Annotated in this window: 20 protein-coding genes; 5 read left to right on the top strand and 15 right to left on the bottom strand. The window is 58.0% G+C overall.

Annotation, left to right across the window (positions count from 1 at the left end; translation table 11 throughout):
• Positions 1 to 68 precede the first annotated feature (68 nt).
• The 3 genes from ACILSR_RS30595 to ACILSR_RS30585 all read left to right on the top strand — a co-directional run bounded on the left by ACILSR_RS30595 (position 69) and on the right by ACILSR_RS30585 (position 4,889).
• Complete coding sequence (locus ACILSR_RS30595; protein ID WP_395753620.1) at positions 69 to 767, top strand: hypothetical protein; 699 nt, start codon at positions 69 to 71, stop codon at positions 765 to 767.
• Between the two features lie 1,942 nt (positions 768 to 2,709).
• Positions 2,710 to 4,113 carry an AAA family ATPase gene (locus tag ACILSR_RS30590; protein WP_395753619.1) on the top strand — a complete coding sequence of 468 codons (1,404 nt, stop codon included), beginning with the start codon at positions 2,710 to 2,712 and terminating at the stop codon, positions 4,111 to 4,113.
• A gap of 8 nt (positions 4,114 to 4,121) precedes the next feature.
• Positions 4,122 to 4,889 (top strand): hypothetical protein, encoded by a 768-nt coding sequence (locus ACILSR_RS30585; protein WP_395753618.1) that lies wholly within the window; start codon positions 4,122 to 4,124, stop codon positions 4,887 to 4,889.
• 192 nt (positions 4,890 to 5,081) lie between these two features.
• On the opposite strand, the gene ACILSR_RS30580 is transcribed toward ACILSR_RS30585, so the two are convergent.
• The 4 genes from ACILSR_RS30580 to ACILSR_RS30565 all read right to left on the bottom strand — a co-directional run bounded on the left by ACILSR_RS30580 (position 5,082) and on the right by ACILSR_RS30565 (position 9,731).
• The gene (locus tag ACILSR_RS30580) at positions 5,082 to 5,537 is read right to left on the bottom strand and encodes a hypothetical protein (protein ID WP_395753617.1); all 456 of its coding nucleotides are present in this window, start codon (positions 5,535 to 5,537) and stop codon (positions 5,082 to 5,084) included.
• A 220-nt stretch (positions 5,538 to 5,757) separates the two neighbouring features.
• A complete protein-coding gene (locus ACILSR_RS30575; RefSeq protein WP_395753616.1) occupies positions 5,758 to 8,466 on the bottom strand; it encodes an MFS transporter in 2,709 nt (902 codons plus the stop codon).
• Positions 8,467 to 8,474: 8 nt separating this feature from the next.
• Positions 8,475 to 9,143: a 2-C-methyl-D-erythritol 4-phosphate cytidylyltransferase gene (gene ispD, locus ACILSR_RS30570; RefSeq protein ID WP_395753615.1), complete on the bottom strand. Its 669-nt coding sequence runs from the start codon at positions 9,141 to 9,143 to the stop codon at positions 8,475 to 8,477.
• A 135-nt stretch (positions 9,144 to 9,278) separates the two neighbouring features.
• Positions 9,279 to 9,731, bottom strand: a complete 453-nt coding sequence (locus ACILSR_RS30565) for a GatB/YqeY domain-containing protein (protein WP_395753614.1) — start codon at positions 9,729 to 9,731, stop codon at positions 9,279 to 9,281.
• A 357-nt stretch (positions 9,732 to 10,088) separates the two neighbouring features.
• Here ACILSR_RS30565 and ACILSR_RS30560 point away from each other — a divergent pair, with 357 nt between their 5' ends.
• Together ACILSR_RS30560 and ACILSR_RS30555 are read left to right on the top strand one after the other, a co-directional pair.
• Positions 10,089 to 10,937, top strand: a complete 849-nt coding sequence (locus ACILSR_RS30560; RefSeq protein WP_395753613.1) for a PIG-L deacetylase family protein — start codon at positions 10,089 to 10,091, stop codon at positions 10,935 to 10,937.
• A gap of 4 nt (positions 10,938 to 10,941) precedes the next feature.
• The gene (locus ACILSR_RS30555) at positions 10,942 to 11,346 is read left to right on the top strand and encodes a VOC family protein (RefSeq protein WP_395753612.1); all 405 of its coding nucleotides are present in this window, start codon (positions 10,942 to 10,944) and stop codon (positions 11,344 to 11,346) included.
• Positions 11,347 to 11,464: 118 nt separating this feature from the next.
• Here the strand turns inward: ACILSR_RS30555 and ACILSR_RS30550 are convergent, their stop codons facing one another.
• From ACILSR_RS30550 to ACILSR_RS30500, 11 genes are all read right to left on the bottom strand, one after another.
• Positions 11,465 to 11,944, bottom strand: coding sequence for a peptidylprolyl isomerase (locus tag ACILSR_RS30550; RefSeq protein ID WP_395753634.1), 480 nt, complete (start codon positions 11,942 to 11,944; stop codon positions 11,465 to 11,467).
• Between the two features lie 225 nt (positions 11,945 to 12,169).
• Positions 12,170 to 13,123 carry an efflux RND transporter periplasmic adaptor subunit gene (locus ACILSR_RS30545; RefSeq protein ID WP_395753611.1) on the bottom strand — a complete coding sequence of 318 codons (954 nt, stop codon included), beginning with the start codon at positions 13,121 to 13,123 and terminating at the stop codon, positions 12,170 to 12,172.
• 298 nt (positions 13,124 to 13,421) lie between these two features.
• On the bottom strand, positions 13,422 to 13,871 hold the full coding sequence (locus tag ACILSR_RS30540) for a GreA/GreB family elongation factor (protein ID WP_395753610.1): 450 nt from the start codon (positions 13,869 to 13,871) through the stop codon (positions 13,422 to 13,424).
• Positions 13,872 to 14,653: 782 nt separating this feature from the next.
• Positions 14,654 to 15,088 (bottom strand): hypothetical protein, encoded by a 435-nt coding sequence (locus ACILSR_RS30535; protein ID WP_395753609.1) that lies wholly within the window; start codon positions 15,086 to 15,088, stop codon positions 14,654 to 14,656.
• Positions 15,089 to 15,474: 386 nt separating this feature from the next.
• Complete coding sequence (locus ACILSR_RS30530) at positions 15,475 to 18,042, bottom strand: M16 family metallopeptidase (protein ID WP_395753608.1); 2,568 nt, start codon at positions 18,040 to 18,042, stop codon at positions 15,475 to 15,477.
• A complete protein-coding gene (locus ACILSR_RS30525) occupies positions 18,039 to 18,452 on the bottom strand; it encodes a Minf_1886 family protein (protein WP_395753607.1) in 414 nt (137 codons plus the stop codon). Before ACILSR_RS30525 ends, ACILSR_RS30530 begins: the two co-directional genes overlap by 4 nt.
• A gap of 78 nt (positions 18,453 to 18,530) precedes the next feature.
• Positions 18,531 to 19,820 (bottom strand): glycosyltransferase family 4 protein, encoded by a 1,290-nt coding sequence (locus ACILSR_RS30520; protein WP_395753606.1) that lies wholly within the window; start codon positions 19,818 to 19,820, stop codon positions 18,531 to 18,533.
• Between the two features lie 1,270 nt (positions 19,821 to 21,090).
• The gene (gene ilvN, locus ACILSR_RS30515) at positions 21,091 to 21,636 is read right to left on the bottom strand and encodes an acetolactate synthase small subunit (RefSeq protein WP_395753605.1); all 546 of its coding nucleotides are present in this window, start codon (positions 21,634 to 21,636) and stop codon (positions 21,091 to 21,093) included.
• A 26-nt stretch (positions 21,637 to 21,662) separates the two neighbouring features.
• A complete protein-coding gene (locus tag ACILSR_RS30510) occupies positions 21,663 to 22,457 on the bottom strand; it encodes a DNA-methyltransferase (protein WP_395753604.1) in 795 nt (264 codons plus the stop codon).
• A 67-nt stretch (positions 22,458 to 22,524) separates the two neighbouring features.
• The gene (ilvB, locus tag ACILSR_RS30505) at positions 22,525 to 24,252 is read right to left on the bottom strand and encodes a biosynthetic-type acetolactate synthase large subunit (RefSeq protein ID WP_395753603.1); all 1,728 of its coding nucleotides are present in this window, start codon (positions 24,250 to 24,252) and stop codon (positions 22,525 to 22,527) included.
• 306 nt (positions 24,253 to 24,558) lie between these two features.
• Positions 24,559 to 24,807 (bottom strand): hypothetical protein, encoded by a 249-nt coding sequence (locus ACILSR_RS30500; RefSeq protein ID WP_395753602.1) that lies wholly within the window; start codon positions 24,805 to 24,807, stop codon positions 24,559 to 24,561.
• Between the last annotated feature and the right edge of the window lie 89 nt (positions 24,808 to 24,896).

The following is a 24,896-nucleotide window of genomic DNA, read 5'->3' as shown; positions in this document are numbered from 1 at the left end:
AGAGTTGAGGATGGGTGGGTGTTTTTTTACGCGCGGAGTGCGGTGGTGGGGCGATTTAGGGGGAGATTATGGACACACGCACTGCACTGGTACCGCTGGCTGAGAATGTTTGGCTGATGGGCTATCCGCTGAAGCTGCTGGGGGCGGATTTGCGGCGGAATGTGACGGTGATCCGGCTGAGGTCAGGGAAGGTGGTGATTCACTCGACGGGGCCTTTTTCGGCGGAGGATGTGGCGGGGATCCGGGCGCTGGGGGAACCGGGGTGGCTGCTGGATGGGATTTTGCGGCATGACACTTTTGCGAAGGAGGGACGCGCGGCGTTTCCGGGGATTCCGTATCTGGCACCGGAGGGGTTTTCGGCGGTGGTGGGGTTTCCGACGGAGCGGATCGTGCCTGCGCCGGTGGAGTGGGAGGGCGAACTGCTGGCGCTGGAGATCGAAGGGGCGCCGGATGCGCGCGATACGGCATTGCTGCATGTGCCGGCACGGACGCTGATTCTGACGGAGCTGGTGTTTAACTTTAGCGATGATGAGCCGCTGTGGACGGAGTTGCTGCTGCGCGTGGGCGTGGGCGGGGAGCATCATCCGGGGATGTCGCGGTTTGTGAAGGCGGGGGTGAAGGACAAGGCGGCGTTTGAGGGGTCGCTGGGGACGATCCTGGGATGGGATTTTGACCGGGTGATCGTGGGGCACGGGGATGTGATTGAGAGCGGGGGCAAGGCCAAGCTGCGCGCGGCGCTGGAGGCGGCGGGGTTTTCGCTTGGGTGAATCGGAGAAGACGGAGGGGGGGCGGAATTTGAACCACGGATTACACGGAATACACGGATGCCGGAAAACGGATGAGGCGCTGAAAAGACGGGGGCGATAGGGCGTTGCGGAGGCGAAGGGACGAGCGATTTTGCCGCAGAGCAACTGAACTCAAGGCGGCTAGATTGTGGAAAGGAGATTTACCTGAGGAATGGCCTCAAAGAGGCACAAAAAGACGCAAAAAGCGGGATGCCGGAGGAGCTGGCCGAAAAAGGGGGGCAGCAAGACTGGAATTTTGAACCACTAATCGGATACTAATAAAACACTAATAGAAGAGGCCGGAATCGATCCTGGAGTCTGAATTCGCCGCTGTCCCTGAGTGGAAGTTACTCGGGAGGACTCGTCGGAGGACACGAGCTACGAAGGGCAAGGCGGAGGGGGCAGAGATTGAGATTGGAGGAAGGGTGGAGCAGAGTTTTTAACCGCTGATTAGACGCTCATAAGATGCTGATCAAGGCAGTCGGAGAATCCGGAACTTCACCACAGAGGCACGATGGAACACAGAGTTTTTGAATTGGATCTTGAGGGGAGGCCCGGCTTTCCAAGCCTGAGACCTGAATGATCAAGGCAGCCGGAGAATCCGGAACTTCACCACAGAGGCACGATGGAACACAGAGTTTTTGAATTGGATCTTGAGGGAAGGTCCGGCTTTCCAAGCCTGAGAGCTGAATGATCAAGGCAGTCGGAGAATCCGGAACTTCACCACAGAGGCACGATGGACACAGAGTTTTTGAATTGGATCTTGAGGGGAGGCCCGGCTTTCCAAGCCTGAGAGCTGAACACGGAGCCGAGCACAGCGAATCAATAAACGGAATACGCGGAACCGAAACCGAGTGAGGGAGATGGGCGGGGGGGACGGGTGGGGCTGGGGGAGCGGAGTCAGCGCGGCGGCGGATTTGGAGGGCTGAGGAGAGGCTGAGAGGACGCTGATTGAGATGATTCATCCGGTCGCCTGAGGAGGAGAATGGAGAGAGGATGAATGCTTGGGAGTGCCTGTGGTAGGGCTTGCGGTGAGTGACGCTGCTGACTTGGCGGGGGAAATGGGCCAGGGAGGAGCAGTTATTTTGTCAATTATTTGCACCATGACCCCATTCCACCAACGGAAGGTCAGATCCAAGCCCCTTGCTGGCGGGGTGATGGGGGCGTGCGGATTGGCCGGAGATTTGCACCGCAGAGCTTTGGAGAACGCAGAGATTCCAGATTTTGAGTGCCTACGGAAGGCACGGAATAAACGGAAGACACATCGGAATTGAGGCTGGGGAATGGCCGGAGGACAAGAGTTCTTCATCGCAGAGGCACGATGGACACAGAGTTTTCGAATTGAATCTTGAACGGAGATTTCTGTGTCCATGAGCCGCCGTGGCCTTGGCCTAGTCGCGGTGTTCGCTGATGAGTTCGAGATCGAGGATGACGGTGTCCGGGGTGGGGGCCACCTGGCCGCTGCCTTGGACGCGAATGAGGGGTGGTTTGGGCTTCATGGTTCGGGACAGCTTTAAGAGGTTAGCTTCTTCACTGCCCCTGGATCATTCAAACTCCTCTGGGCTGGCTTTGGTCAATAAACGAGGCTCAGGTTATTCGCTTTGGGACCGGGTTGTGGCAGCGGGAAGGTCGCAAAAGGCAAAGGTTGGAGATCAGACCGGAAGGCGGTAATTTGTCAACAATTTGCACCCCGCCCGCCTCTCCAACACGTCTCTGATCTGAGGAATGAGGGCGTTTTGTCAGGGGGCGATGTGGGATGCGCTTTTGCAGAAGAGGGCAGAAGCGGTTCAGAACATCACCAAGAAGGAAGTCCTCGCGAAAGAAAGGAAGGAGCGGTAAAAGGTGTTTGTGAAGAGCCATGGGAGGTTTATTCAATGGCACGACGCTCATGTTAGGTGCTCAACTTAATGCATTTTGGCTTTAAATGAAAATTTCACAATTACCTATTGTCCCAGACCAACCAGCAGAGGTTCCACCTGTCTACTGTCGAAGTATTAAGATAACAAATTTTCGTTGCTTTAAAAATCCTGTAGAGATTTCTTTGCTCGATTCAACTGGGTGCCCTGCACAATGGACAATTATCCTTGGTGAAAATGGAATAGGAAAAACTTCTATCTTGCAATGTTTGGCGGGAGCTTCGGTTCGACCGGACATTTTGCCTACAAAGAAAAAAGGATCACCAGACAAGCCTGTTGTCCAGCCACTTTGGTCTGCACAAGAGTGGCTTCAATGGTTGCTACCAAGGCGGCATACAAAAGATCAGTTATTTGAGTGTTCCTTGGAATTGCAGAAAGGGACTCTGCTAGCAGATCCAAGTTCAGACCTCTTTCCATGGAAGTATGGATTTAAAACGTCCCGCAAAGAAGGTCATTTTGAAATGACTTCAACCATAGTTGCCGCTGACCCCGCGAACATGGCTGGATTCTTGATGTACGGATATGGGGCGGGAAGGCGGATGGCAGTTACGTCTAGAGTTCCCTATGGACCCAATCCCGATGATGGACTTCGAACGCTCTTTGACGACGACCGACCACTTTCCAATGCAGAGGAGTGGCTTTTGGAATTGGATCATTTAGCTAAGACTCCTCACAATGGCCAAGCCAAAGCGAACCATGCACTTAAAAATGTTAAGGCTCTACTTTTGAAAGTCCTTCCTGACATTGATGACATTACCACAAAAGTATCGATGAACGCAAATGCGGACCAATCGCCTTTAGTTCGAGTTGTGTTTAAGCATGTCTCAGGAGCGTTGCTAGATTCACGCAGCCTTAGTTTTGGTTACCAGACTATGACATCTTGGCTAGTAGATCTTACACGAAGACTATACCAACGATATCCTGGGAGTAAAAACCCCTTAGCTGAGCCAGCAATAGTTTTAATTGATGAGATTGATTTACACTTGCATCCAAAGTGGCAGCAGAATGTGATGACATATCTTTCGGATCTATTTCCGAATACACAGTTTATCGTCAGCGCCCACTCTCCTTTGATTATTCAGTCCAGTAAAGCCAATAATATTGTTCTACTACAACGAGATGGAAAAGCGGTTTCTGTTAAACAAGACTTGCAATCCATAAAAGAGTGGCGCGTCGATCAAATTCTGACTAGTGATTTGTTCGGCCTAGAACGTGTTCGAGCTCCAGAATCCGAAAAGCTATTCGATGAACGAACGGCATTACTTTCAAAATCCAAACTATCTGCAAAGGACAAAAGGCGCCTCGAAATATTGGATGCAATAATCGAAAGGTTACCTATGGGAGAGACGCCTGAAATGCGTGAGGTGGAGGACCTCCTTCGGCAAGTCGCCGCTGAACACAAAATGAAATAAGTAAACTGATGATTAAAATTCAACAGTGCGCCGAACCCAACATTCTGATGACTTCAGGCGCCCAAGCAACACAGGCAAATCGAGCCTTAGTAGTCGCAGATCTGCCAAATTTCACTACTGGAAAGAACAAACTAAATTTCTCCTCCTCAATCTATGGCCATAAGTCAGTTAAGAAGGCACTTGTCGATGCTCAGCATGAAAAATGCTGTTTTTGCGAATCAAAGGTAACACACATAGCATACGGTGACGTCGAGCACTTTCGGCCGAAAGCAGGATGGCGGCGAGTAAAGAGTTCCAAGCTTGAACGGCCCGGTTATTTTTGGCTAGCCTATGATTGGAATAATTTTCTTTTTTGTTGTGAAATATGCAACCAACGTGAAAAGCGAAATCATTTCCCATTGGAAAGCGAACAGGACAGGTGCGTATTTCCGAAGGAGGATGTATCAGCTGAAAAGCCACTTTTCATAAATCCCCGTTTAGAAGATCCAGAGCAACATATTGGTTTCAGGGGAGACACCCCCTACCCAATTAACGGCTCACGCAAAGGGCGCGTAACAATCGATGGTTTAGGGTTGCGCCGGAAAGCTTTACAATCAAAGCGATTGTCTTCGTTGCAAAAGCTCAAGTATGTTTTCCTGGTTGCAAACGGAACCATTGCAGCAACTCCAGCATTACAGAGTTCTGCACGGTTGCTGTTGAAAAGATGTGCACGCTCGAAAGCAGAATATTCGTCCGCAGTCAGATGCGCTATAAAGGATGGTTTCCAATATGTTTAGAGAAGATGGCGCTGGGCCAATCTGAGTGCCTACTCCATTTCACCCATGCTCCTTCGCGTGCGCACGAGGGGTGAGTTCCGTATCTTGATCGGCGAGTTGGGCCATCCAACCGTGGTAGTCATTAAAGACAAAAAGAGGGGCGAGATTGCGAGCAATCTCAGATTTTACAATCGCATTGATTTCTTAAGCCGATTAATGAAATTGAAACTCGTTTTGCACGTCCGCCTGCTGTCTGCGGTTGCGCTTAATCTGAGGAATTGCTTTTACCAAAGAAGTAGTTTCAATGTCTCGAGCCAAAATAAAAGGCCGTTGCGCTTCCATGGATTGCTTTGACAACGAAGATTCCATGTGTGGCAATAGCGAGCGTCCTTTAGAGCTAGAGAGCGGCCGTGCGCACACTCCCACAATAGTTAGGAAGCCCACAAACAGTAAAACCACCCGTAAACTAGACTCTTCGTGGGGGATTTGAATGAAGCCACCGCAAAGAATAGCAAATGCCAATAGGATTATAACGCCGCTGGGATGAAGATGCTCCACGGGAACATTACCAATAAGCTTTGCAGCAGCACTTCTAAGAGTTGACGGACCGAATCGGCGTTTTGAAACCGATTGATCTGTTTGATTTAAACTTTTGCGTAATAAATCCATGCCCCGCTTTTTTTCGGGGATGCGGAGAGTTGTGTATAGGTATCTTCACGTCAAGCAAATTTTAGTCCTTTTTGCAACAGCTTTAATCTAATCCATTCATTTATATATAGAAAATGGAGTAACAAGGATGAATATATGCCATAACTCAAAGAAGAGCGGCTCAAGCGCTCGAAGTTTAGAGGGCTTCCGACGCGAATGGCGCTGAGCGATTAGCGTCCCCTTAGACTACCAAGAAGCCTTGCTCGTCCATTTTCGCGCCGGGGATGGTGGCGGTGAGGGGGGAGTCGGGGAGGAGGCTGCTTATGGTGAGGCCTGCAGGGGTGGAGGTGAGGGCGAGGCCGGGGAGGAGGCGGCCGAGGGATCCGGGTTTTTGGCCGAGTTGCTGGTCTTTGTCGCCGACGGGCATGGGCGGGTTGGGGACCTCGGTGGTGAGGAGGATGCCGGTTTCGGAGTCGAGGTAGCCGGTTAGCGGTGAGCGGTGGACTGTTGTCGGTGAGCTGTCGGCGGTGGACGGCGAATCAGTGGTCGGTGAGTCAGTGGTCGGTGAATCGGTTGTGAGTGGGCCGTCGGCGGTGGGCGATTGAGAGGGCTGTGGGGGAGACGGGGCGGTAGCCGGAGGTGAGGGAGGAGGAGTAGGAGTAGGAGGAAGAGGAGGATTGGCCGGAAGGGGAGGATTGGCGGGGAGGGGGGACTGAGACGGAGATCCAGAAGGGGGAGGAAGAGTAGGAGTAGGAGGAAGAGGAGGATTGGCCGGAGAGGTGTCGAAGCAGAAGGAGAGGCGTTCCTGGCCGGTGAGTTTGTCTAGATTTGCGCGGGTGGTGAAGGCGACGATGTGGGTGGGGTGGGCTTCGGGGCCGTGGTCGATGAATTTGGTGCCGGGGAGGACCTGGGTGAGGGCTTTGACGGTGCGGTGGATGATGCTGCCTTCGGGCTCGAGGGAGAGGAAGACATCGCCGGGGTGGTGCCATTCGATTTCGGCGAGGCGGAGGGCGTTGGCGAAGGGGACGAGCTCGCCTGGCTCGGCGTGGGCCCAGCTTTTGCGTTTGAGGAAGGCCTCGGCGCTGAGGGCGAGCATGGACTGGCGGACGACCTCTGCGGTGGCGGCGCGTGGGGCGAGGGGTTCGCCAAAGTGGACAGCGACGGGGTAGCGGAGGTGCTTGGGGCGTTTGGTGAAGAATTTGCCGCCCTGGAAGGAGAAGATGCTGCCGTAGAGGCCGTCCAAATATACGGGGACGACCTGGGTTTCGCCGCCCTGGCGGGCCATGAGCTCGAAGCCTTTGAGGAGTTCATTGACCATACCATGGCGGGTGATCTGGCCTTCGGGGAAGAGGCAGACGATCTCGCCTTCCTTGAGGGCGGTGGCGACGGCGCGGATGGCGTCTTTGGCGCGGGTGGCGGAGATGGGGACGGTGCCGATGAGGCGCATGAGCCATTTGAGCCACCAGAGATTGTAGAGGGCGTCCCACATGACGAAGCGGACGGGGCGGCGGCCGGCGGTGGCGGCGCCGATGATGAGGGCATCGACGTAGCTGACGTGATTGGGGAGGAGGAGGACGCCGCCGGTGGCGGGGATGCGGTCGGCGTGGACGGGCTTCACTTTGTAAAGGAAGCGGACGGCGGCGAGCATGAGGAAGCGGACGAGATCCTGCGGGAGGAGACGGGTGATGTAGATGGCGGCGAAGAAGGTGGGGATGGCGAGGAGGAGGAACTGGGTGGGGGCGCTGAGGTCGGCGGCCTTCATGAGGGCGACGATGGCGACGGCGACGAGGGTGCCGAGGCAGTCCATGAGATTCATGCCGGCATGGATGCGGGCTTTTTCGTGCTTCTCGGCTTTGTCCTGTGCGAAGGCGTAGAGGGGGACCATGAAGCAGCCGCCGGCGGCGCCGGTGAAGATGATGCCGGCGTACATCCAACTGGAGCCGAGGGTGGCGAGGCCGGACCAGAGGAGGCCGGCGACGAGGCCGAAGCCGCCGAGGGGGATGAGGCCTAGCTCGATGCGATTGCGGGAGACGTGGGAGGCGAAGAAGCTGCCGCTAATGACGCCGATGCCGAGGATGCCGGCGACTTTGGCGAGCTCCATGGGGCCATCGCCATGGCCGGTGTCGGGGTGGAGCTCTTTTGTTAAGGTGACGAGGATGAAGCTGAGGGCATTGGAGATGAACCAGAAGTAGGTGACGCCGAGGGCGGCGAGGCGGATGGAGCGGCGGCGGAAGACGATTTTGAGGCTCTCGAAATGCTCCCATGCCATGCCTTTGCGCCAGTGGACTTCGGGGTGGGCGGGGGTGGACTGGATGCAGATGGCGGCGATGAGCTCGACGATGCCGAGGATGCTGATGATGATGAGGGGATAGAGGGCGGAGCGCCAGGCATCGTGAGTTTTTTCATACTCGGTGCCGTACCAGATGCCGCCGGCCCACATGCCGCCGAGGATGCCGGCGAGCATGGTGACCTGGAGCCAGCCGGAGACGCGGCCGAGGCGGCGGGAGCCGGAGAGCTCTTTCATGATGCCCATTTTGGCGGGGCTGAGGACGGCGGCCTGGACGGCGAGGAGGAAGAAGCCGAGGAGGGAGATCTCCAATGAGCCGGGGACGCGCTGCATCCAGAGGGCGAGGGAGAGCCAGATGAAGCAGATGATCTGCATGACCTGCATCCAGACGATGACTTTGCGCTTGGAGAAGCGGTCTGACCAGTAGCCCGCGAGGGGGGCGAAGATCATGTAGGGGAGGGAGAAGATGGCGCCGAGCCAGAGCTCCATGTGACGGCCGACCCAGGAGTCTTTGGCGATGATGATTGAGAGGGCGATCAGCAACATCTTGACGAAGTTGTCGCTGAAGGAGTTCATCGCCTGGACGAAGAGGACGAGCACGATGGACGCCCAGTTGCGGCGTGGGAGATGCGGTGCGTCGTCGAGGGAGGCGGAGTCGGGCATGAGGTCGGTTAATCGACAAAACGTTGGGCGAGCAGGATGTCTGCCGGGAACGTGATCTTGGGGTTGAGTTCGAAGTTTTCGACGACGAAGACGGGGGCGCCGAGGTGCTGAACGGCGGAGACTTCATCGGTGACGAGGAGGGAGTCGCGGAGGACGGCGTCGTAGGCGCGCACGAGGAGAGGGCGCTGGAAGACCTGGGGGGTCTCCATGATCCAGGCGTGGGCGCGGTCGATGGAGTCGATGATGCGGCCGGAGGGATCGCAGCGCTTGAGGGTTTCGGTCATGGGCCGTGCGCAGGCGACGGCGGCCTGGGTGCGGGCGGCCTGGATGCAGCGGGTGATCTGGGCGACGGAGATCAGGGGGCGTGCGCCGTCGTGGACGGCGACGATTTGGCTGTCGGGATGGAGGGCCTGGAGGCCGGCGTGGACGGAGAGGTGGCGCTCGGCGCCGCCGGTGATGACCTGGGTGATTTTGGCGAGGGTGCCGGTGGCGCGCCAGGTGTCGAGCTCGGGGCGGAGGGCGTCGCTGGTGACGACGATGATTTCATCGATGGCATCGCAGGCCTGAAAGACGGCGAGGGTGCGGCGGAGGACGGGCTCTCCGGCGAGCGGGGCGAGGAGCTTGTTGAAGCCCATGCGCCGGCTGCTGCCTGCGGCAACGATGATGGCGGAGGTCATGCGGTTGGCGGTGCTCGGTTGGCTGTGGGCAGTTGGCCGGAGTTAAGCGGACACGGGTTTTACAACGCGAGAGATTAGAAGACCGCAGAGAATGCTTCTGAATCTAGAGGCGGTGGGTTTTTTCGTGTTCTGCGGTTAAGCGAGGCGTTTGGCGACTTCGGTGGAGATGGATTTGCTGTCTGCACGGCCGGCGACGCGCTCCTGGAGGACTTTCATGACGGAGCCCATGTCTTTCTTTGAGGTGGCGCCGAGTTCGGCGATGACGGCGTCCACGAGCGCGCCGAGCTCGGATTCGCTCATGGCGGCGGGGAGGTATTTCTGGAGGACGACGATCTCGGCCTTGGCGGCTTCGACGGCTTCGGGGCGGCCGGCTTTTTCGGCGCCATCGACGGTGTCCTGGAGCTTTTTGATTTCTTTGCGGACGACAGCGAGGGCATCGGTGTCGCCGAGTTCGCCGTCAGCGCCGAGTTTTTCGATGGCGGCGTATTTGAGGGCGGACTTGAGATTGCGGATGACATTGAGGGCCAGGGTGTCCTTGGCACGCATGGCGTTTTTCAGGTCTTCGGAAATTTGGGCGATGAAGCTCATGGAAAGGGGGCTGGGAGTGGGGTTGGGGAGGGAGGGGCGATCATGGCGGTGGCGGGGGGATTTGTCTAGATGGTAGATGCTGGATGCTGGATGCTGGATGCTGGATGCTGGATGCTGGATGCTGGATGCTGGATGCGGGACGAGGGTAGCGCTTGAGGTTCAGGACATGGGTTACACGTGGGGGAGTGAGGGGGATGGGCGGGAGGGACGGAGTGGAGGTAGAAAAATTAGGGGTAGAAAAATTTTCCAGATGGGGAGATAGAGCGTTTGTTTGAGATAGGGGAGGGGGGAGGGGATTAGGAAGGGACGAATGGGAATGGGGTTGGCAGTTTGGCGGAGGAGGTGCATGATCGGGCTGTGCAATTTCGACATCCTAAACACGACCTCTACATTCCTGATGAAACTGAACCGGGGGCAGCGCTGAAGCGCGTGACGCATCTGGGGATTGTATCGCACCAGGACGATCTGGAGATCGCGGCGTACCATGGGATCACGGAGTGCTTCAAGCAGAAGGAGCAGTGGTTTGGCGGGGTGGTGGTGACGGACGGGGCGGGGAGTCCGCGCAAGGGGCCGTATGAGAGCTACACGGACGAGGAGATGCAGAAGGTGCGGCTGATTGAGCAGAGGAAGGCGGCGTATGTGGGGGAGTACAGCATCATGGTGCAGCTGGGGTACCCGAGCGATGACATCAAGAAGCCGCAGCATGCGCCTGCGGTGGCGGATTTGAAATTTATCCTGGAGCAGGCGCAGCCGAAGATTCTTTATCTTCACAATCCGTGCGACCGGCATGACACGCATGTGGCGACGTTTTTGCGGTGCCTGGAGGCGATCCGTGAGCTGCCGATGGAGATGCGGCCGGAGAAGGTGTATGGCTGCGAGGTGTGGCGGAAGCTGGACTGGCTGCTGCATGACGACAAGGTGATGCTGTGGGTGGACAAGCACCCGCACATGCTGAGGCCGCTGCTGGGGGTGTTTGATTCACAGATCAGCGGGGGGAAGCGCTATGACCTGGCGGAGGAGGGGCTGAGGCATGCGAATGCGACGTATTTTGACTCCCACACGACGGACAAGACGAGCCTGCTAACGTTTGCGATGGATCTGACGCCGCTGACGAGGGATGACAAGATGTGCCCGGTGGAGTACTCGGTGAATTATGTGAAGCGGCTGGAAGGGGATGTGCACGACCGTGTGAAGAGGTTTATGTGACCCCATGCTGGATCACCTCTTTCTAACGGTCTCGGACATTGAGCGCTCGATCGCTTTCTATGAGCGTGCGCTGGCGCCGCTGGGGATCGAGCATGCGGTGGATTATGATGGCAAGGATGGACCGGAGGGGCATCCGGATCTCAAGGGTTTTGGGAGGGACAACCGGGTTTCGTTTTGGCTGCGAGAGGGGATACCGCAGGCGCAGGCTGTGCATGTGGGATTCATCGCGCGCAGCGAAGCGGAGGTGCGGGCTTTCCATGAGGCTGCCATGGCTGCGGGGGCCAGGGATAACGGGAAGCCGGGAGCGAGGCTGCACTATGATCCGCGGTACTATGCGGCGAATGTTTTTGATCCTGATGGGTATAGTCTGGAGGCGGTGTACAAGAGCTGGCAACATCCCCAGGTGTAGAAATGCCGCCGGGTGAAACGAAGACAGATGAAGGGGCAGCTCATGCTGGCGGAGGCATAAAAAATGCCAGCCGGGTGAGCGGCTGGCATTGGAAGTTTAGCAGCGAAGTGCGGGAAGGTTATTCCGCGAGCTTGGCGCTTTTGATGATGATCGGCTCGAGGGGGACGTCTCCGTGGGGGCCTTTGCGGCCGGTGGCGACGGCGGCCATGGCGTCAACGACGTCCATGCCTTTGGTGACTTTGCCGAAGACGCAGTAGCCCCAGCCGTCCTGGCCTGGGTAGTCGAGGAAGCTGTTGTCCTTGAGGTTGATGAAGAACTGGGAGCTGGCGCTGTGGGGATTGGGGGTGCGGGCCATGGCGAGGGTGCCCTTGACGTTCTTGAGGCCGTTTTTGGCTTCGTTTTCGATCTGGCCGTCCGGCTGCTTCTGCTGCATGTCGGGGGTGAAGCCGCCGCCCTGGACCATGAAGTCAGGGATGACGCGGTGGAAGATGAGGCCGTCGTAGAAGCCTTTCTTCACGTAGGTGACAAAATTGGCGACGGAAATGGGAGCCTTGGCGGCATCGAGTTCAATTTCGATGGTGCCTTTGCTGGTTTCCATCACGACTTTTACGGGTTTTGCGTCACTCACGGTTTGGGCAGGGGTTGTTCCGGTCAGACCGGCAAACGTAAGGACGAAGGCGGCAAGAGTCGGTGCGATTGATTTCATAGTGGGTTGGTAAGAGAGGTGAATGAGCCACGGAGGCCTTGATTTGCAATGATCAAAATGAGGGGGATTCGTTTCAGCGGGTGCAGACCGGCGTCTCGGGCGGGGAAAACGAATGCGTCATTTTTTCGAGAGCAGAGGCGCGAAGGCCGCGGCGGGCTCTTCAAACTGGTAGTTTGAGGCTTTCTCGCCTTCACGCACCCTGGGCGCTGCGTTGAAGATGATCGTGTCGTTTTCGCCGACTCCCGCGCTCACCACCAGCAGATTGTCCAATTCGTGGGTGACGGAGATTTTTCTCTGCCGGATCACATGATCTTTGTCCACGACAAACAGGTAGCGATGGTGGGAGATCTCAAAGGTGGACTGAAGAGGAACAAGCAGGGCGTTTTTGAGCTTGTTCTGCATGCGGATGTTTCCGGCCTGTCCAGGACGCAGCAGTTTTTTGGGATTGGGGAAGAGTGCGCGTAGAAGAACGGAGTCCGTCGATTTCGCGTCCGTCTGTGCAGGAGGTGAGACGGTGCCGGTTTGGTCAAAGAGCTTTCGATTGGCCAGGATCAGTTTCACCTCGTTCATTTTGTCGGCGGGAGCGGAAGCGGAATACTCTTTGTATTGGGCCTCCGGCATGTGGAAGTCCGCCCATACCTGGGTGTTGTCTGTCAGGGTGGTGAGCGCCTCGTTCTTCTTCACCACGCTGCCTTTTGCGAGGCGCAGCCTGCCAGTCTGCCCGTCGAAGGGAGCGGTGATGGTGGTGATGCGCGGAGGTTCCGGCACCTGCGGCTGCGAGTCCGTGCGCTTTGGCGCGTTATTGCGTGCCTGGGGCAGGAGCTTGAACATGGCAGCTCCTGCTTTGAGCTGCTGCCCTTCCTGCACGCTCACCTCGTCCAGATAGCCGCGTTCGGGGGCGAGAATCTTGGTGCTCTGGATGGGGTGTATCTCGCAGACATAAGTGCGTGTGACCATGGTGTCCTGCCTGAGAGGTTTGGTGAGCACGAGCAGAGTCTGCTGACGGCCGCAGGAAGTGGAAGCCAGCGCAGCTGCCAAGCACAAGGCGAAGCAGAGAAAGTTTCTGCCCATGGAGGTGTGTGGCTTTGTAGATTCAGCAAGGGTTGCAGCAACTCCCGATAGCCTGCCCGCGGCGGAGTGGTCTCTGTATCTCATAGATTCGAGATGCTAAGTGGTGGTAACTTAAAGTTAAACATGGAATGTGGAAAAAGTAACCTGGCTTGCGGTCGTGAATGAATAAAGGCAGGTCCGTCTCTAAGTTGGCTAACATGACTGTATGGATAAGTTATGCGCCTATGATGCGCGCCTGAGATATTATCCAACATGCGTGCACCAGACTGGCTGGAACGGCATGTATGGGACGCAGAGGTCAGCTTGTTTCCACCACGGTGCCGAAGATTTCCGAGGTGGGCTGAAGTCGAAAGGGTTTGCCGGGTTGTGCGGCGAGCAGGGCTTTTCCGAGCGGTGAGAGCCAACTGACGAAGCCGGATTCGAGAGGCACTTCATCCACGCCAACGATGCGCCATTTTTCCAAGGTGCCATCGGGGCGGCGAAGGGTGACGCGTGAGCCGAAGACGATGGCGTCCGGCCTGGCAGTGTGCTCAATGATGGTGGCGGTATCGAGTGACTGCTGCAGTGCGGCGAGTTCGTCCGGACTGGCCGCGGGATCGCGCTGCAGTGTGCTGAGGCGGGTGCGCAGGATGCGTGCGCCGTCTGATGTCATGAGATTGAGCGCGCCGGGTGGCAGGCCCGTGGCCGGTCTGCGCTGGGTGGCGCGCTGCGGCTCTTCTATGTCTTCTTTGACGAATGCGCGGCTCATGGTGGGAGGTGGGCGGAGGATACGGCTGCGGGGAAGGTGGTTGCTGCCCCCTGCACAATCGCATCGGATGGAGCTGTCGCGTCTGGCAGACACGGAGCATCTCTGAAAAACCTTGCCCTGCCGATATTTTTTTTGGAGGGAACCTTGAGGACTGAAAACAACTCGGCCCGGAAGGACCCAACCAAAATCCTTCCGGGCCTTTAGGTGACCAAGGAGTCCCAACCATGAAGTGACTCCCCAGCTCGTTGTGTGTTTCCTCAGGGGTGAGCCTGAGAAATGTTTATGAAGCTCGCGCCCCAACGGTCTTTAGATAAAGCAGGCTGTGGGCCAAGAGGATGAAGAAGATGAAGTGAAAGTGTGAAAAAAACTTTAGGGGAGGTGTGTCGCGGCTCAAACCAACGGCGTGGATCTGTCACAGGGATGTTCGATGTTGCCGAAAAGGGCAGAGAGGCAGAGGGAGCAGAGATTTGGCGGCGTCTCCGGACTCTTGCATCGCGGAGCTTTTGGTGAGCGCAGAGATCCCGATATGAGTGTCATTCTTTTGGGATGCCGAATCGTAAAAACAACTCGGCCCGGAAGGACCCAACCAAAATCCTTCCGGGCCTTTAGGTGACCAAGGAGTCCCAACCATGAAGCGACTCCCCAGCTCGTTGTGTGTTTCCTCAGGCGAACCTGAGAAATGTTTGTGAAGCTTGCGCCCCAACTGAGTTGTTGATAAAGCAGGCGGTGGGCCAAGTTTGGCGGGGAAATTTGGAAAAATGAAAAATAGGCCGAAGTTTTTTTCAGGGGCTTGTGCCGCCGGAGAGATTTTGGATTACCGCGCCAAGGGGTTCGAAGAGTGTGGAGATGACGAGGTGGCCGGTGATGAGAAGAAGCGTGCTGAGGAGCAGGGTGGTGATCCATACCGTGCGTGCGCGGGTGGCACGGAAGATCAGGACGATGGCCAGGACGGCGAAGATCCACACGGTTATGAGCACGTCGTGAGACCATGTGATGACGAAGCGGGTCATGGGCGGCAGCTTGTCCAGCGAACCCAGCATGTCTTTGAAGATGCTCTGGAACGCGGGCGCTGACTGCAGGCCTCGGGTGCAGTAATAAAGGGGCAGCAGATTTAATCCTGCGAATGCACAGCGGATGCCGAATGCCCATTCTTTGATTTCAGCTCTCAGGGCGTTGAGTTCGGCGGTGGTGTTTTCCTGGGAGTCGGAAGGGGTCATGGGGGAGGGGTAGCAACTGCTTGATCTTTCTGCCACGAGAAATCTGTGGTGTGGACGTGGGGATGCAAAAGCGCGGTCAGAGCGCATGCAATGATGGCTTTGGACGGCTCCTCACCCGGCCTCTCCCCAGAGGAGATTTTTAGAGTGTTGCCGTGTCATCGATGGGGAGAGGGGATTCGCTTTGTGGACGCGGGGATGCAAAAGCGCGGTCAGAGCGCATGCAATGATGGCTTTGGACGGCTCCTCACCCGGCCTCTCCCCAGAGGTCGTTTTGGGCGTTGCCGTGGCATCGGTGGGGAGAGGGGATTCGCTTTGTGGACGAACGATGTTTTGAAATTTCGCGGACGTGGCAGGACGCGGAAGCCCCCCACGCCTTGGGATGCGGATTACTTCGGAAGGACGCGGACGATGAAGGCTTTTTTCTCGCCGAAGTATTTGGCGGCGACGCGCTGGATTTCCTTGGAGCTGATGTCGGAGATGATGGCGGGGAGTTTCTGGATGTGGTCCCAGCCGAGGCCGTTGATTTCATTCCAGGCGCAATTGTCTGCCATGCCGGGATTTCCCTGCTGGGCGCGCAGGAGGGAGGAACGCCAGGTGACGCGGGCGCGGTCGATCTCATCGGGATGGAGACCGTTGGCGGCGAGGTCATTGATCTGGGCCATGAGCTCCTTTTCGGCGAGCTTCACTTTTTTGGGATCGGTGCCGACGTAGAAGTAGAAGGCGCCGGCGCCCATGGCGGCGAAGTTTTGCGCGCCGACATAGTAGGCGAGGCCGAGTTCTTCGCGGATGCGGTTGAACAATCGGCTGCCCATGTCGCTGCAGGCTTCGTCGATGAGATTGAGAGCGTGCACGTCGCGGTCTTCGAGGCCGACGGTGCGGAAGCCGACGACGATGACGGCCTGCTCTTTGTCGAGGTGCTCGGTCCAGGCGGCGGGCTTGGCGCTGGCGTGGTACTCGCGGCCAAGGGGGATCTGGCGGTTGCCGCGCGGGAGTTTGGCGAAGGCTTTTTCCACCTGCGCTTTGACGGTGGAGGCTTTCACATCGCCAAAGACGGAGATGATGCCGTTGCCGGTGGTGAAGCTGGCGTGCAGCATGGCGCGGCAGTCGGCGAGCTTCAAAGCGCCGACGGTTTCTTCGGTGCCGAGCGCGGTGCGGTGGAAAGGCTGGCCGGCGAAGATCTCGCGGCGTGCTTTGCGCATGGCGACGGTGAGCGGATCCTCCTTCTCTTCGAGAATGCTGGCGATCTGGCGCTTCTTCACATCGGCAAGCTGGGCCTGGGGCAGAGCGGGATTGAGGATGAGATCGGCGATGAGATCGAGCGCGTCTTCTTCGTCTCCGGACATGACGTCCGCGCCGACGATGTAGCGATGGGCGTCCGCGGAGCAGATGAGGCTGCCGCCGCGGTTTTCAAGCTCGGAGGCGATCTGTGCGGCGGCACGCTTTTTGGTACCTTTGAGCATCATCTGGGCGGAGACCTGTGTGACACCGGCGGAGAGGTCTGTCTCGGCAAGGACACCCGCGAGGAAATTGGTACGGATGCTGATGAGAGGAAGGCGCGGATTTTCACCCACGAGAAGGATGAGGCCGTTTTTGAGCTTGAAGCGCTGAGTCTCGGGGCGGGCGGTATCGGCGGCGGATTTGACGGTGCTGGCGCTTTCGACGTCGCTGCCGACGAGCACGGTGCTCATGGAGTCAGTGCGCAGGTAGTGGCGGGCGGCATCGCGAATGGCGTCCGGGGTGAGCGCGGTGATGGCATCCAGGAACTGGCGCTGGTAGTCGAGAGACCCGGAGAGGAGCCAGCCGTTGCCAAGGCTGCTGGCCTGGCCTTTGACGGAACTGAGGGTGCGCATCTGGCTGCTGAGAGTGGCGCGCACGGCCTTGTCGAGCTCGGCACGGCCGGGGCCGGATTTTTGCATGAGCGCAACGACTTCGAGCATGCCTTTGCGGAGCTTTTCGGCATCGTCGGGATTGCACTCCGCCTCGATGTTGAAGAGTCCGACTTCGGGAGCGCACCAGGCGCCTGCCCAGACGTAATGGGCGAGGCTGCGCTTTTCACGGAGCTCCTGGTAGAGGCGCGAGCTGCGGCCGGAACCGAGGAGGAAGGCGAGGACATCCAGCGCGGGCTTGTCCGGATGATTTTCTCCGGGGATCTGCCAGCCGAGTGCGATGCGGGTGAGCTCCGTGGCGAAGTTTTTGGCAGCGAAGCGGGTGCCCTGCTGGCGTGGCTCCGAGGTGAGCAGGACGGGATCAAAGGCGCGGCGCTGCCAGTCGCCAAAGTGAGTGCGGACGGTTTCGAGGATGGCGGCGGGGTCCACGTCTCCGGCGATGACGACGAAGGCGTTGTTCGGGACGTAATGGCGCTGAACGAAGCCGTACACGTCCGCGCGGGAGATTTGATCAAAGACTTCGCGATGGCCGATGATGGGGTGGCGCAGGGGGTGCTGACGGAAGGCGGTGGCCTGCATCAGGTGCTGGATGGTGCTGCCAGGATCGTCATTGTCCATGGCCATCTCGCGGCGGATGACCTCCTTTTCACGGGTGAGTTCGTCGGCATCGAACTTGGAGTTGCGGATCATGTCCGCGAGGATGTCGAGGTAGCCGCCGGTGTGCTCGGCGAGGCCGTCGATCCAATAGACGGTGCGATTGAAGGAGGTATAGGCATTGACATAACCGCCGAGGGCCTGGATGCCCTGGGAGATCTGCGCGGGGTCGCGCTTTTCGGTGCCTTTGAAAAGCATGTGCTCGACGCAATGAGCGATGCCTGCGCCCGTGTGCTGCTCCTCATGCATGCTGCCTGCCTTGATCCAAACCTGCACGCTGACGAGGGGATGGGCATGGTCCTCCCTAACGATGACTTCCAGGCCGTTTGGCAGGGTGGTGACACTACCGTCCAGGGACGGAACAGAGGGGGCGTTTGATTTGGCGGAAAGGGTGCGGGACAGAACTTTTTTCATGATGATTTTCGCTCGCGCGATTCACGCTGCGAAGCTGGAAGGAAAGGAGTGGAGAAAGCGTGGGCGAAGTCGTAGCCGCCCGAGAAGTCTTCGAGGCTGTCGCCGTCGTTTTTGCCGAAGTAGCCGCACTCGATGAGATTGTAAACGATGATGCCGACGTCTTCGCCGCGCTGAAGTCCCCAGAGGTCGAGGACGATGGTGGACATGGGGCCGTATTCGGCGAGCACGTGGTCGCGGAAGCCGGCGAGGAGTTCCTGGCCGGTGACGTGTTGATCTTCGGCGTTTTCGTCACGGAATCTTTTGGCGGCCAGGTGCAGGGCATCGCGCACCAGCTCGTATGCAGCGGGATGGTAGCGGGGGTCTTTCTGAATTGAGCGCCGGACGGCCTCGCCAAAGGTGATGGAAGTCATGGACGGAGGGACTTTGGAGGAAAAAGGGGAAGAAGGGAATGAGAATGACGAACAGGGCGGCGGGCGGGGCTTTGCGGATTATTTGCGCATGGCATCCTGGAGGATGGACTCGAAGCGTTCGGCCATGCGGGTGGAACTGAATTCCTGGCGGACTTTTGAGATGCCGTTTTTGGAGAATTTCTCGCGGAGTTCGTCGTCGTTGAGGAGGGATTCGAGGGAGTCGGCGAGGGCCTTTGGGTCGTCGGGCTTGCAGAGGAGGCCGCCTTCGGTGGCGGCGATGAGTTCTGGGAAAGCGCCGTGGTCCGGCTGGATGACGGGGACGCCGCTGGAGACGGCCTCAATGACGTAGAGACCGAAGGCTTCGCCGTAGGTGGCGGGGACGGTGAAGACGGTGAGGTCGTGGAAGAAATGAACCTTGTCTTTGAAGGTGATGTTGGGATGCCACTCGACGCGCTTGGTGAGTCCCGCAGCGTCAATTTTGGCCTGGAGGCCGGCGACGTATTTGTCATCGGCAGGAGTTTTGGCGCCGCCGATGCGGAGCTTCACGCGGGGGACGGTGCCGCGTTTGGCGAGGTCGATGAAGGCATCGACGAGGGTGGTGAGGCCCTTGCCGTGGATCATGCGGGCGAAGTAGCCGATGGTGGGCCAGTTCGGGTCCGGGGAGGAGGTGGTGAAGGCGGTGGTGTCGATGCCGTTTGGCAGGACGGTGATCTGGTCCGCGCGGAGATCGAGACGCTGGCGCATGCGGTCGGCGTAGAACTGGCTGGGGGAGATGAAGAGGCGGACGCTGCGGGCATTCCGCTGCATGGCCTGCCAGCACTGTTCGCGGTAGGGATCTGGGAGGGTGTCCAGGAAGCTGTCCTCTCCCTGGAGGGAGCAGATGACGGGCACGCCGAGCTCTTTTTCGATGGAGGGAGCGAGGCCGATGAGGAGGCTGTTGGAAAGGGAAACGATGTCAAATTTGCCCTGAGTACGGGTCCATTCGATGAGGCCGCGCCATTCACCCCACTGGCGGCCGTCCGTGCCGAGGAGGGCACCGAGGGTCATCTCTCCGAGGACTTTGGGGCTGGTCATGCCCATGAAGCGGGAGGCGAAGCGAAGGTGGGAGGGTTTGTTGAGCCACTTATGAATGAAGCGGGGGAGCTTGTGAAACCAGGTGAGCTTCTGCTGGATGAAAAGAGAGATGCCACCGATCTGGATGGGGAGCTCCTGCGAGCCGAATTCACGGTCTGTGACGAGGGGAAGGTACAGCGGGGCCATGAGGGCGTCATGGCCGCGGACGCGCAGGGCTTTGATGAGCGCGTGGTCGCGCAGGCAGCTTCCACAGTGGAAGTTTCCGGTGCCGGGGGTCAGGTGCAGGATGCGCATGAAAAAGGGGACGGATGGCGAATGACGAAAGGGACGGGACGGAGGGAGGCCGAACCCATGACGTGGAAAAGGGATACGCTGGCGGGGGGCCGTTCGTCCTTTGGATTTCGGCTTGGAGAGGCGTCAGGCCAAGGGATTTTTTTGGAGATGAGAGAGTTGGGGCGGGAGGGGGCGGCGGCTAGGACGGCTGCGAGGTGTAGGGCGTCATCTTGCGCTGGTGGTCGGGCGGGCTGTCGCCACGCCCAACCTACGGCGGTTGGCAACGCTCCCAGCGCCAGATAATGTCGGAGGAGCCAAATGTGGCTCCACTCACCCCAACCCTCTCCCCGGAGGGAGATTTTGGAGTTTTCGTTTCTCAGGGGCGGGGAGAGGGAGAGTTGCGTCGGCCTCACTGGATTCGTCGAACATGAAATGGATTTAAAGTGTTCTTGATGGACGGCGCCCTCTGAAAGGGGGGACGAGGAAGATTGGTTGGGAGCTTGGTGCATGAAAAAGCCAGAGCACGGTGAGGTGCTCTGGCTTTCGATCATTCAACATTCGGAATTCCAGCGTAAATTAATCCTATTTACAACGGTACCCGAATGGCTGAGACAAGAACAAGATAGGTTTCAACAATTCAGCGTGCCCGGCTTTTCTCTTTTAAAATTTCTTCGACTACAGCCTTCAAATATTCTAACATGGCAAATTCAGTTCAGACGAAGACGAAGACGAAGACGAAGCCGGAGCCACTCATTATTTTAGTAGATTGTAACAAAATTATTAACAGGCACTGAGGGCGCATTTTTATTAACCAGCGCGTTCCGAATGTCCTCCTCGCTATAGACGTCTGGCGTTATTAAAGATAACACCACATCGTCGTTGATAAATCTTACAAAAACGCGTTGCTCTCCGTCATGCAACTTGAGAGGAAAGTTCGATCCAAAATCAACAATCTTGACATATACTTCCTCCTTTTTTTCAGCCAAACGAGGCAAGCTATGATGACGACGCAGATTACACTTAATATAACATAATAATTGTGCAGATCTTATGCTGGGCTTATGTCCTAAATTGATATGTTTCGGGCCTGCGGCACAGCTCGTGAAACAAAATATTCCGCTTAGAACATAATTTCTGACATTCACGGGCCGCGCTCCTCACATTTGGTTCTTCTTGTTTGTAAGCAACAAACCCAGTAAAAAGTGAACCAATCTACTGGAGGTATTGCTCATGGATAGACCATCAAGATTTTTTATCCCATTATGGGCAGGCGTCATTCCCGCGATGCGGTTCAGGTCTCGGTGAGGCCGCGGGCCATGACGACTTTGCCAGTGCGGACGGTTTCGACGATTTCGAACTTGGTGAGGAGGCGGACGGCGGCGTCGAGCTTGTCGGTGTTGCCGCTGATGAGGGCGATGAGGCTGTCCTCCTGGAGATCGACGGTCTTGCCGTTGTAGTGCTCGATGATCTGGAGGATCTCGGTGCGCTCGGCGGAGGTGGCGGCAACCTTGATGAGGACCATTTCCTTGGCGACGGCGTCGCGGTCGGTGTGCTCGATGCAATGGATGACGTCGATGAGCTTGCTGACCTGGAGGATGATCTGGCTGAGGCCTTCGGGATGGCCGCTGATGCCGATGGTCATGCGGCTGAAGCGGGGATCGCGGGTCTGGGAGACGACGAGGGACTCGATGTTGAACCCACGGCGGCTGAAGACGGAGCAGATGCGGCCGAGGACGCCCGGCTGGTTGTTCACCATGACGCTGAGCGTGTGGATGTTGATGATGTCAGCCTGCGGGGCGGGCTTTTTGTCGGTGGTGGCGGGGATGCGGTCGCTCATGAGATTTATGATTTACGATTTTTGATTTATGATTTGGAAAAAAGGGTGGCGTCGGCGGCGAGGCGTGTTTCGGCGATCTCGATGTAGCTGGAATCGCTCTCGATGCCGAGCCACTGGCGACCGAGGCGCTGGGCGGCGGCGGCGGTGGTGCCGGAGCCGAGGAAGGGGTCGAGGACGAGATCGCCGACGTCGGTGGAACAGGCGACGAATTTTTCGATGAGGGCGATGGGCTTCTGCGAGGGGTGGCCGCACTTCTCTTTGGAAATGCCCTTGAGGCTGGGGACGCGGAGGATGTTGGTGGCGTACTTGCCTTTTTCAAGATGGGCGCGGCGGGCGTCTTTGTCCTTGTAGCGCTTGTCCTTGAGATAGGTCTCGATGGTGGCGGCGTCGTAGGGAATGCGGACGGAGCCTTTGTTGAACTTCACGCTTTCGCCTTTGCGCAGGACGAGGATCATTTCGTACTGCGGCGTGAAGCTGTCGCGGCGCTCGTCATAGCCCACGGCACGATCCCAGATGATGAGATCGTGAAACTGGTGCTGCTGACTGAGGCGTGACATGAGGTGGAGGAAGGTGTGCTCGCGCTTGCCTAGCTGGCCGAAGATGAAGGCCAGGCCGTCATCGCGAAGGACGCGCATGGACTCGGCCACCCAGGCATCGCACCAGGCGATGTAGTCGGCGGCTGTTTTCCATTGCGTGTCCCAGGCTTCATCTTCGAGTACGTTAAAATAAGGCGGGTCGGCGATGATGGACTGAGCGACGCTGGAGGGGAGTTTTTGAAGTTCCGTGACAGCGTCGCCGTGAATGATGCGGTTGGTGTCCATAGGTAGCGCAAGCCTCTGGCTTGCATGATGCAACCGGGACGGTTGCACTACGAGGTTGCGCTGCGGATTACGTGGAACCGGTGGGCTTCTCCATCTTCTGCTTGGGAGCTTCGATGAGCATGTCCTCCAGCGCAGCGCCGGCGGGGATCATGGGGAAGACGTTTTCGGTCTTGATGCACTCGGCTTCGATGATGCAGGGGCCGTCATTGTAGTCGAGAGCCTGCTGCAGGATGCGCTCCACATCGGCGGGACGGCGGATGTGCCAGCCTTTGATGCCATAGGCTTCGCCCAGTTTGACGAAGTCGGGGTTGCCGATGAGATCGACGCCGCTCTCGCGGTTTTCAAAGAAGAGCTCCTGCCACTGGCGGACCATGCCGAGGTAGCTGTTGTTGAGGATGAGAATCTTGATGGGCAGCTTGTGGATGGCGGCGGTGGCCAGCTCAAACAAGGTCATCTGGAAGCCGCCGTCTCCGGAGATGGAGACGACCGTCTTGTCCGGGCAGGCGAGCTGGGCGCCGATGGCGGCAGGGAAGCCGAAGCCCATGGTGCCGGCGCCGCCGGAGCTGAGCCAGTGGTAGCTGCTGTCGTTCTTGTAGAACTGTGCAGCCCACATCTGGTGCTGGCCGACGTCTGTGGAGACGATGGCCTTGCCCTTGGTGAGGTTGTAGAGCTCATCGATGACCTGCTGCATGCGGAGGCCGCCCTGCTTCTTGTAGCCGAGAGGGTACTTCTTTTTGTAACCGTCGAGATGGGCGATCCAGTCTTCGGTGGGGAGTTTTTCCACGAGCGGGAGAAGGTCGCTGAGGGCGGCCTTGGCATCGCCCTTGATGGCGACGTCCACTTTGATCATCTTGTGGTGCTCGGCGGCGTCGATGTCGATGTGGATGAGCTTGGCATTGCGGCCGAACATGGTGGCTTTGCCAATGATGCGGTCGTCAAAGCGGGAGCCGACATTGAAGATGAGGTCGGCCTCGATCATGGCCTTGTTGGCGTAGGCGGTGCCGTGCATGCCGAGCATGCCGAGGGAGAGGGGGTGGGTCTCCGGGAAGACGCCCTTGCCGAGGAGGGTGGTGGTGACGGGGCAGCCGAGGGTTTCGGCGAGGGTGAGGAGCTCCTTGTCTGCACGGGCGATCATGGCACCCTGGCCGGCGAGGATGACGGGGCGCTTGGCGGCAGCGATGAGGCGCGCGGCTTCCTTAATGCCTGCCTGATCGATCTTGAAGTCGTTCTCCGGATGGTAGCCGGGGAGGTCCATGGGCTCATCGAAGGTGCCGGTGAAGACGCCCTGGGAGATGTCCTTCGGGATGTCGATGAGGACCGGGCCGGGGCGGCCGGTGGTGGCAATGTGGTAGGCCTCCTTGGCGATACGGGGGAGGGAGTTGGTGTTCTTGACCAGGTAGTTGTGCTTAACAACCGGGGCGGTGATGTTGAAGATGTCAGCCTCCTGGAAGGCGTCTTTGCCGAGCATCCAGCTGACGGTCTGGCCGCAGAGGACGATCATGGGGACGCTGTCCATCTGCGCGGTCATGAGGCCGGTGATGGTGTTGCCAGCTCCAGGGCCGGAGGTGACGAGGACAACGGCTGGGCGGCCGGTGGCACGGGCGTAGCCATCGGCCATGTGAACGGCGCCCTGCTCGTGACGGACGAGGATGAACTTCATGTCCGTCTTCACGGTCTGGAGGGCGTCGAAGATCGGGATGGCGGCACCGCCGGAGTACCCGAAGACGTACTCAACGCCGAGATCGGCGAGTGTTTTGATGAGGGCCTGTGCGCCGTCCATTTTTTGCTGGCTCATGATGGTTGGGGTGAAAATTGCGATTTGGAGGGGTAGAGTGGGGTGAAATGGGGAAATTGCAATTTAAAATAAGGGTTTTTGAGGTTAAATTGGGCTGTTGGAAGCGGTGATTGGCTTCAAAATTAAGATTTTCGGGTTGTTTTGGGGGCTTTTGAATGATTGGCGGGTCAAAGTTGCTGGTGGAAACGCTTGGGTATGCGCATGCAGCTCAGGCGCGAGAGATGGCAGAAGAGAGAGGGGCGCAGCCTCGTCGTGTTTGGAACTGCGACTTGGGTGGTCCGCGAGGGCCGCTCGCGGCTTCTGGACTCAGGAAAGAAACCACCAGCCCAAGGCAGAGGCGATGCAGGCGAAGAAGAGGAGGAACAGGCAGCCGAATCCGCAGTTGCGCCAATCGCGGCGGCCTTCACGGGCGATGGGGGACTCGCCAAGGCGGGAGTTTTCGCCGAGGGATTGATCGAGGCTGAGGATGCCCAGGACGAGGGAGATCACTGGCTCCGCGATGGCCAGCAGGAATTCGAACAGAGAAGCGAGGATGGCGAGCAGGGCTTCGATCATGGGACGATTCAGACGACGGGCCTGAATCTGTGGGGCGCATGGAGAAGCGCCATTACAATGCGGCATCGAGGTTCCAAACGCGCTAACGA

It is taken from the genome of Prosthecobacter sp. (genome assembly GCF_044222565.1).
Lineage (GTDB): Bacteria > Verrucomicrobiota > Verrucomicrobiia > Verrucomicrobiales > Verrucomicrobiaceae > Prosthecobacter.
This window is presented reverse-complemented; position numbering and strand designations above follow the sequence as displayed.

Coding starts and splice junctions, on each gene's coding strand:
- ACILSR_RS30520 (WP_395753606.1), bottom strand. CDS start 19,820: ATGCGCATCCTGCACCTGACCCCCGGCACCGGAAACTTCCACTGTGGA.
- ACILSR_RS30585 (WP_395753618.1), top strand. CDS start 4,122: ATGATTAAAATTCAACAGTGCGCCGAACCCAACATTCTGATGACTTCA.
- ispD (WP_395753615.1), bottom strand. CDS start 9,143: ATGACCTCCGCCATCATCGTTGCCGCAGGCAGCAGCCGGCGCATGGGC.
- ACILSR_RS30525 (WP_395753607.1), bottom strand. CDS start 18,452: ATGACTTCCATCACCTTTGGCGAGGCCGTCCGGCGCTCAATTCAGAAA.
- ACILSR_RS30540 (WP_395753610.1), bottom strand. CDS start 13,871: ATGAGCCGCGCATTCGTCAAAGAAGACATAGAAGAGCCGCAGCGCGCC.
- ACILSR_RS30555 (WP_395753612.1), top strand. CDS start 10,942: ATGCTGGATCACCTCTTTCTAACGGTCTCGGACATTGAGCGCTCGATC.
- ACILSR_RS30535 (WP_395753609.1), bottom strand. CDS start 15,088: ATGACCCCTTCCGACTCCCAGGAAAACACCACCGCCGAACTCAACGCC.
- ACILSR_RS30580 (WP_395753617.1), bottom strand. CDS start 5,537: ATGGATTTATTACGCAAAAGTTTAAATCAAACAGATCAATCGGTTTCA.
- ACILSR_RS30500 (WP_395753602.1), bottom strand. CDS start 24,807: ATGATCGAAGCCCTGCTCGCCATCCTCGCTTCTCTGTTCGAATTCCTG.
- ACILSR_RS30510 (WP_395753604.1), bottom strand. CDS start 22,457: ATGGACACCAACCGCATCATTCACGGCGACGCTGTCACGGAACTTCAA.
- ACILSR_RS30575 (WP_395753616.1), bottom strand. CDS start 8,466: ATGCCCGACTCCGCCTCCCTCGACGACGCACCGCATCTCCCACGCCGC.
- ACILSR_RS30545 (WP_395753611.1), bottom strand. CDS start 13,123: ATGGGCAGAAACTTTCTCTGCTTCGCCTTGTGCTTGGCAGCTGCGCTG.
- ACILSR_RS30595 (WP_395753620.1), top strand. CDS start 69: ATGGACACACGCACTGCACTGGTACCGCTGGCTGAGAATGTTTGGCTG.
- ACILSR_RS30565 (WP_395753614.1), bottom strand. CDS start 9,731: ATGAGCTTCATCGCCCAAATTTCCGAAGACCTGAAAAACGCCATGCGT.
- ACILSR_RS30590 (WP_395753619.1), top strand. CDS start 2,710: ATGAAAATTTCACAATTACCTATTGTCCCAGACCAACCAGCAGAGGTT.
- ACILSR_RS30550 (WP_395753634.1), bottom strand. CDS start 11,944: ATGGAAACCAGCAAAGGCACCATCGAAATTGAACTCGATGCCGCCAAG.
- ilvN (WP_395753605.1), bottom strand. CDS start 21,636: ATGAGCGACCGCATCCCCGCCACCACCGACAAAAAGCCCGCCCCGCAG.
- ACILSR_RS30530 (WP_395753608.1), bottom strand. CDS start 18,042: ATGAAAAAAGTTCTGTCCCGCACCCTTTCCGCCAAATCAAACGCCCCC.
- ilvB (WP_395753603.1), bottom strand. CDS start 24,252: ATGAGCCAGCAAAAAATGGACGGCGCACAGGCCCTCATCAAAACACTC.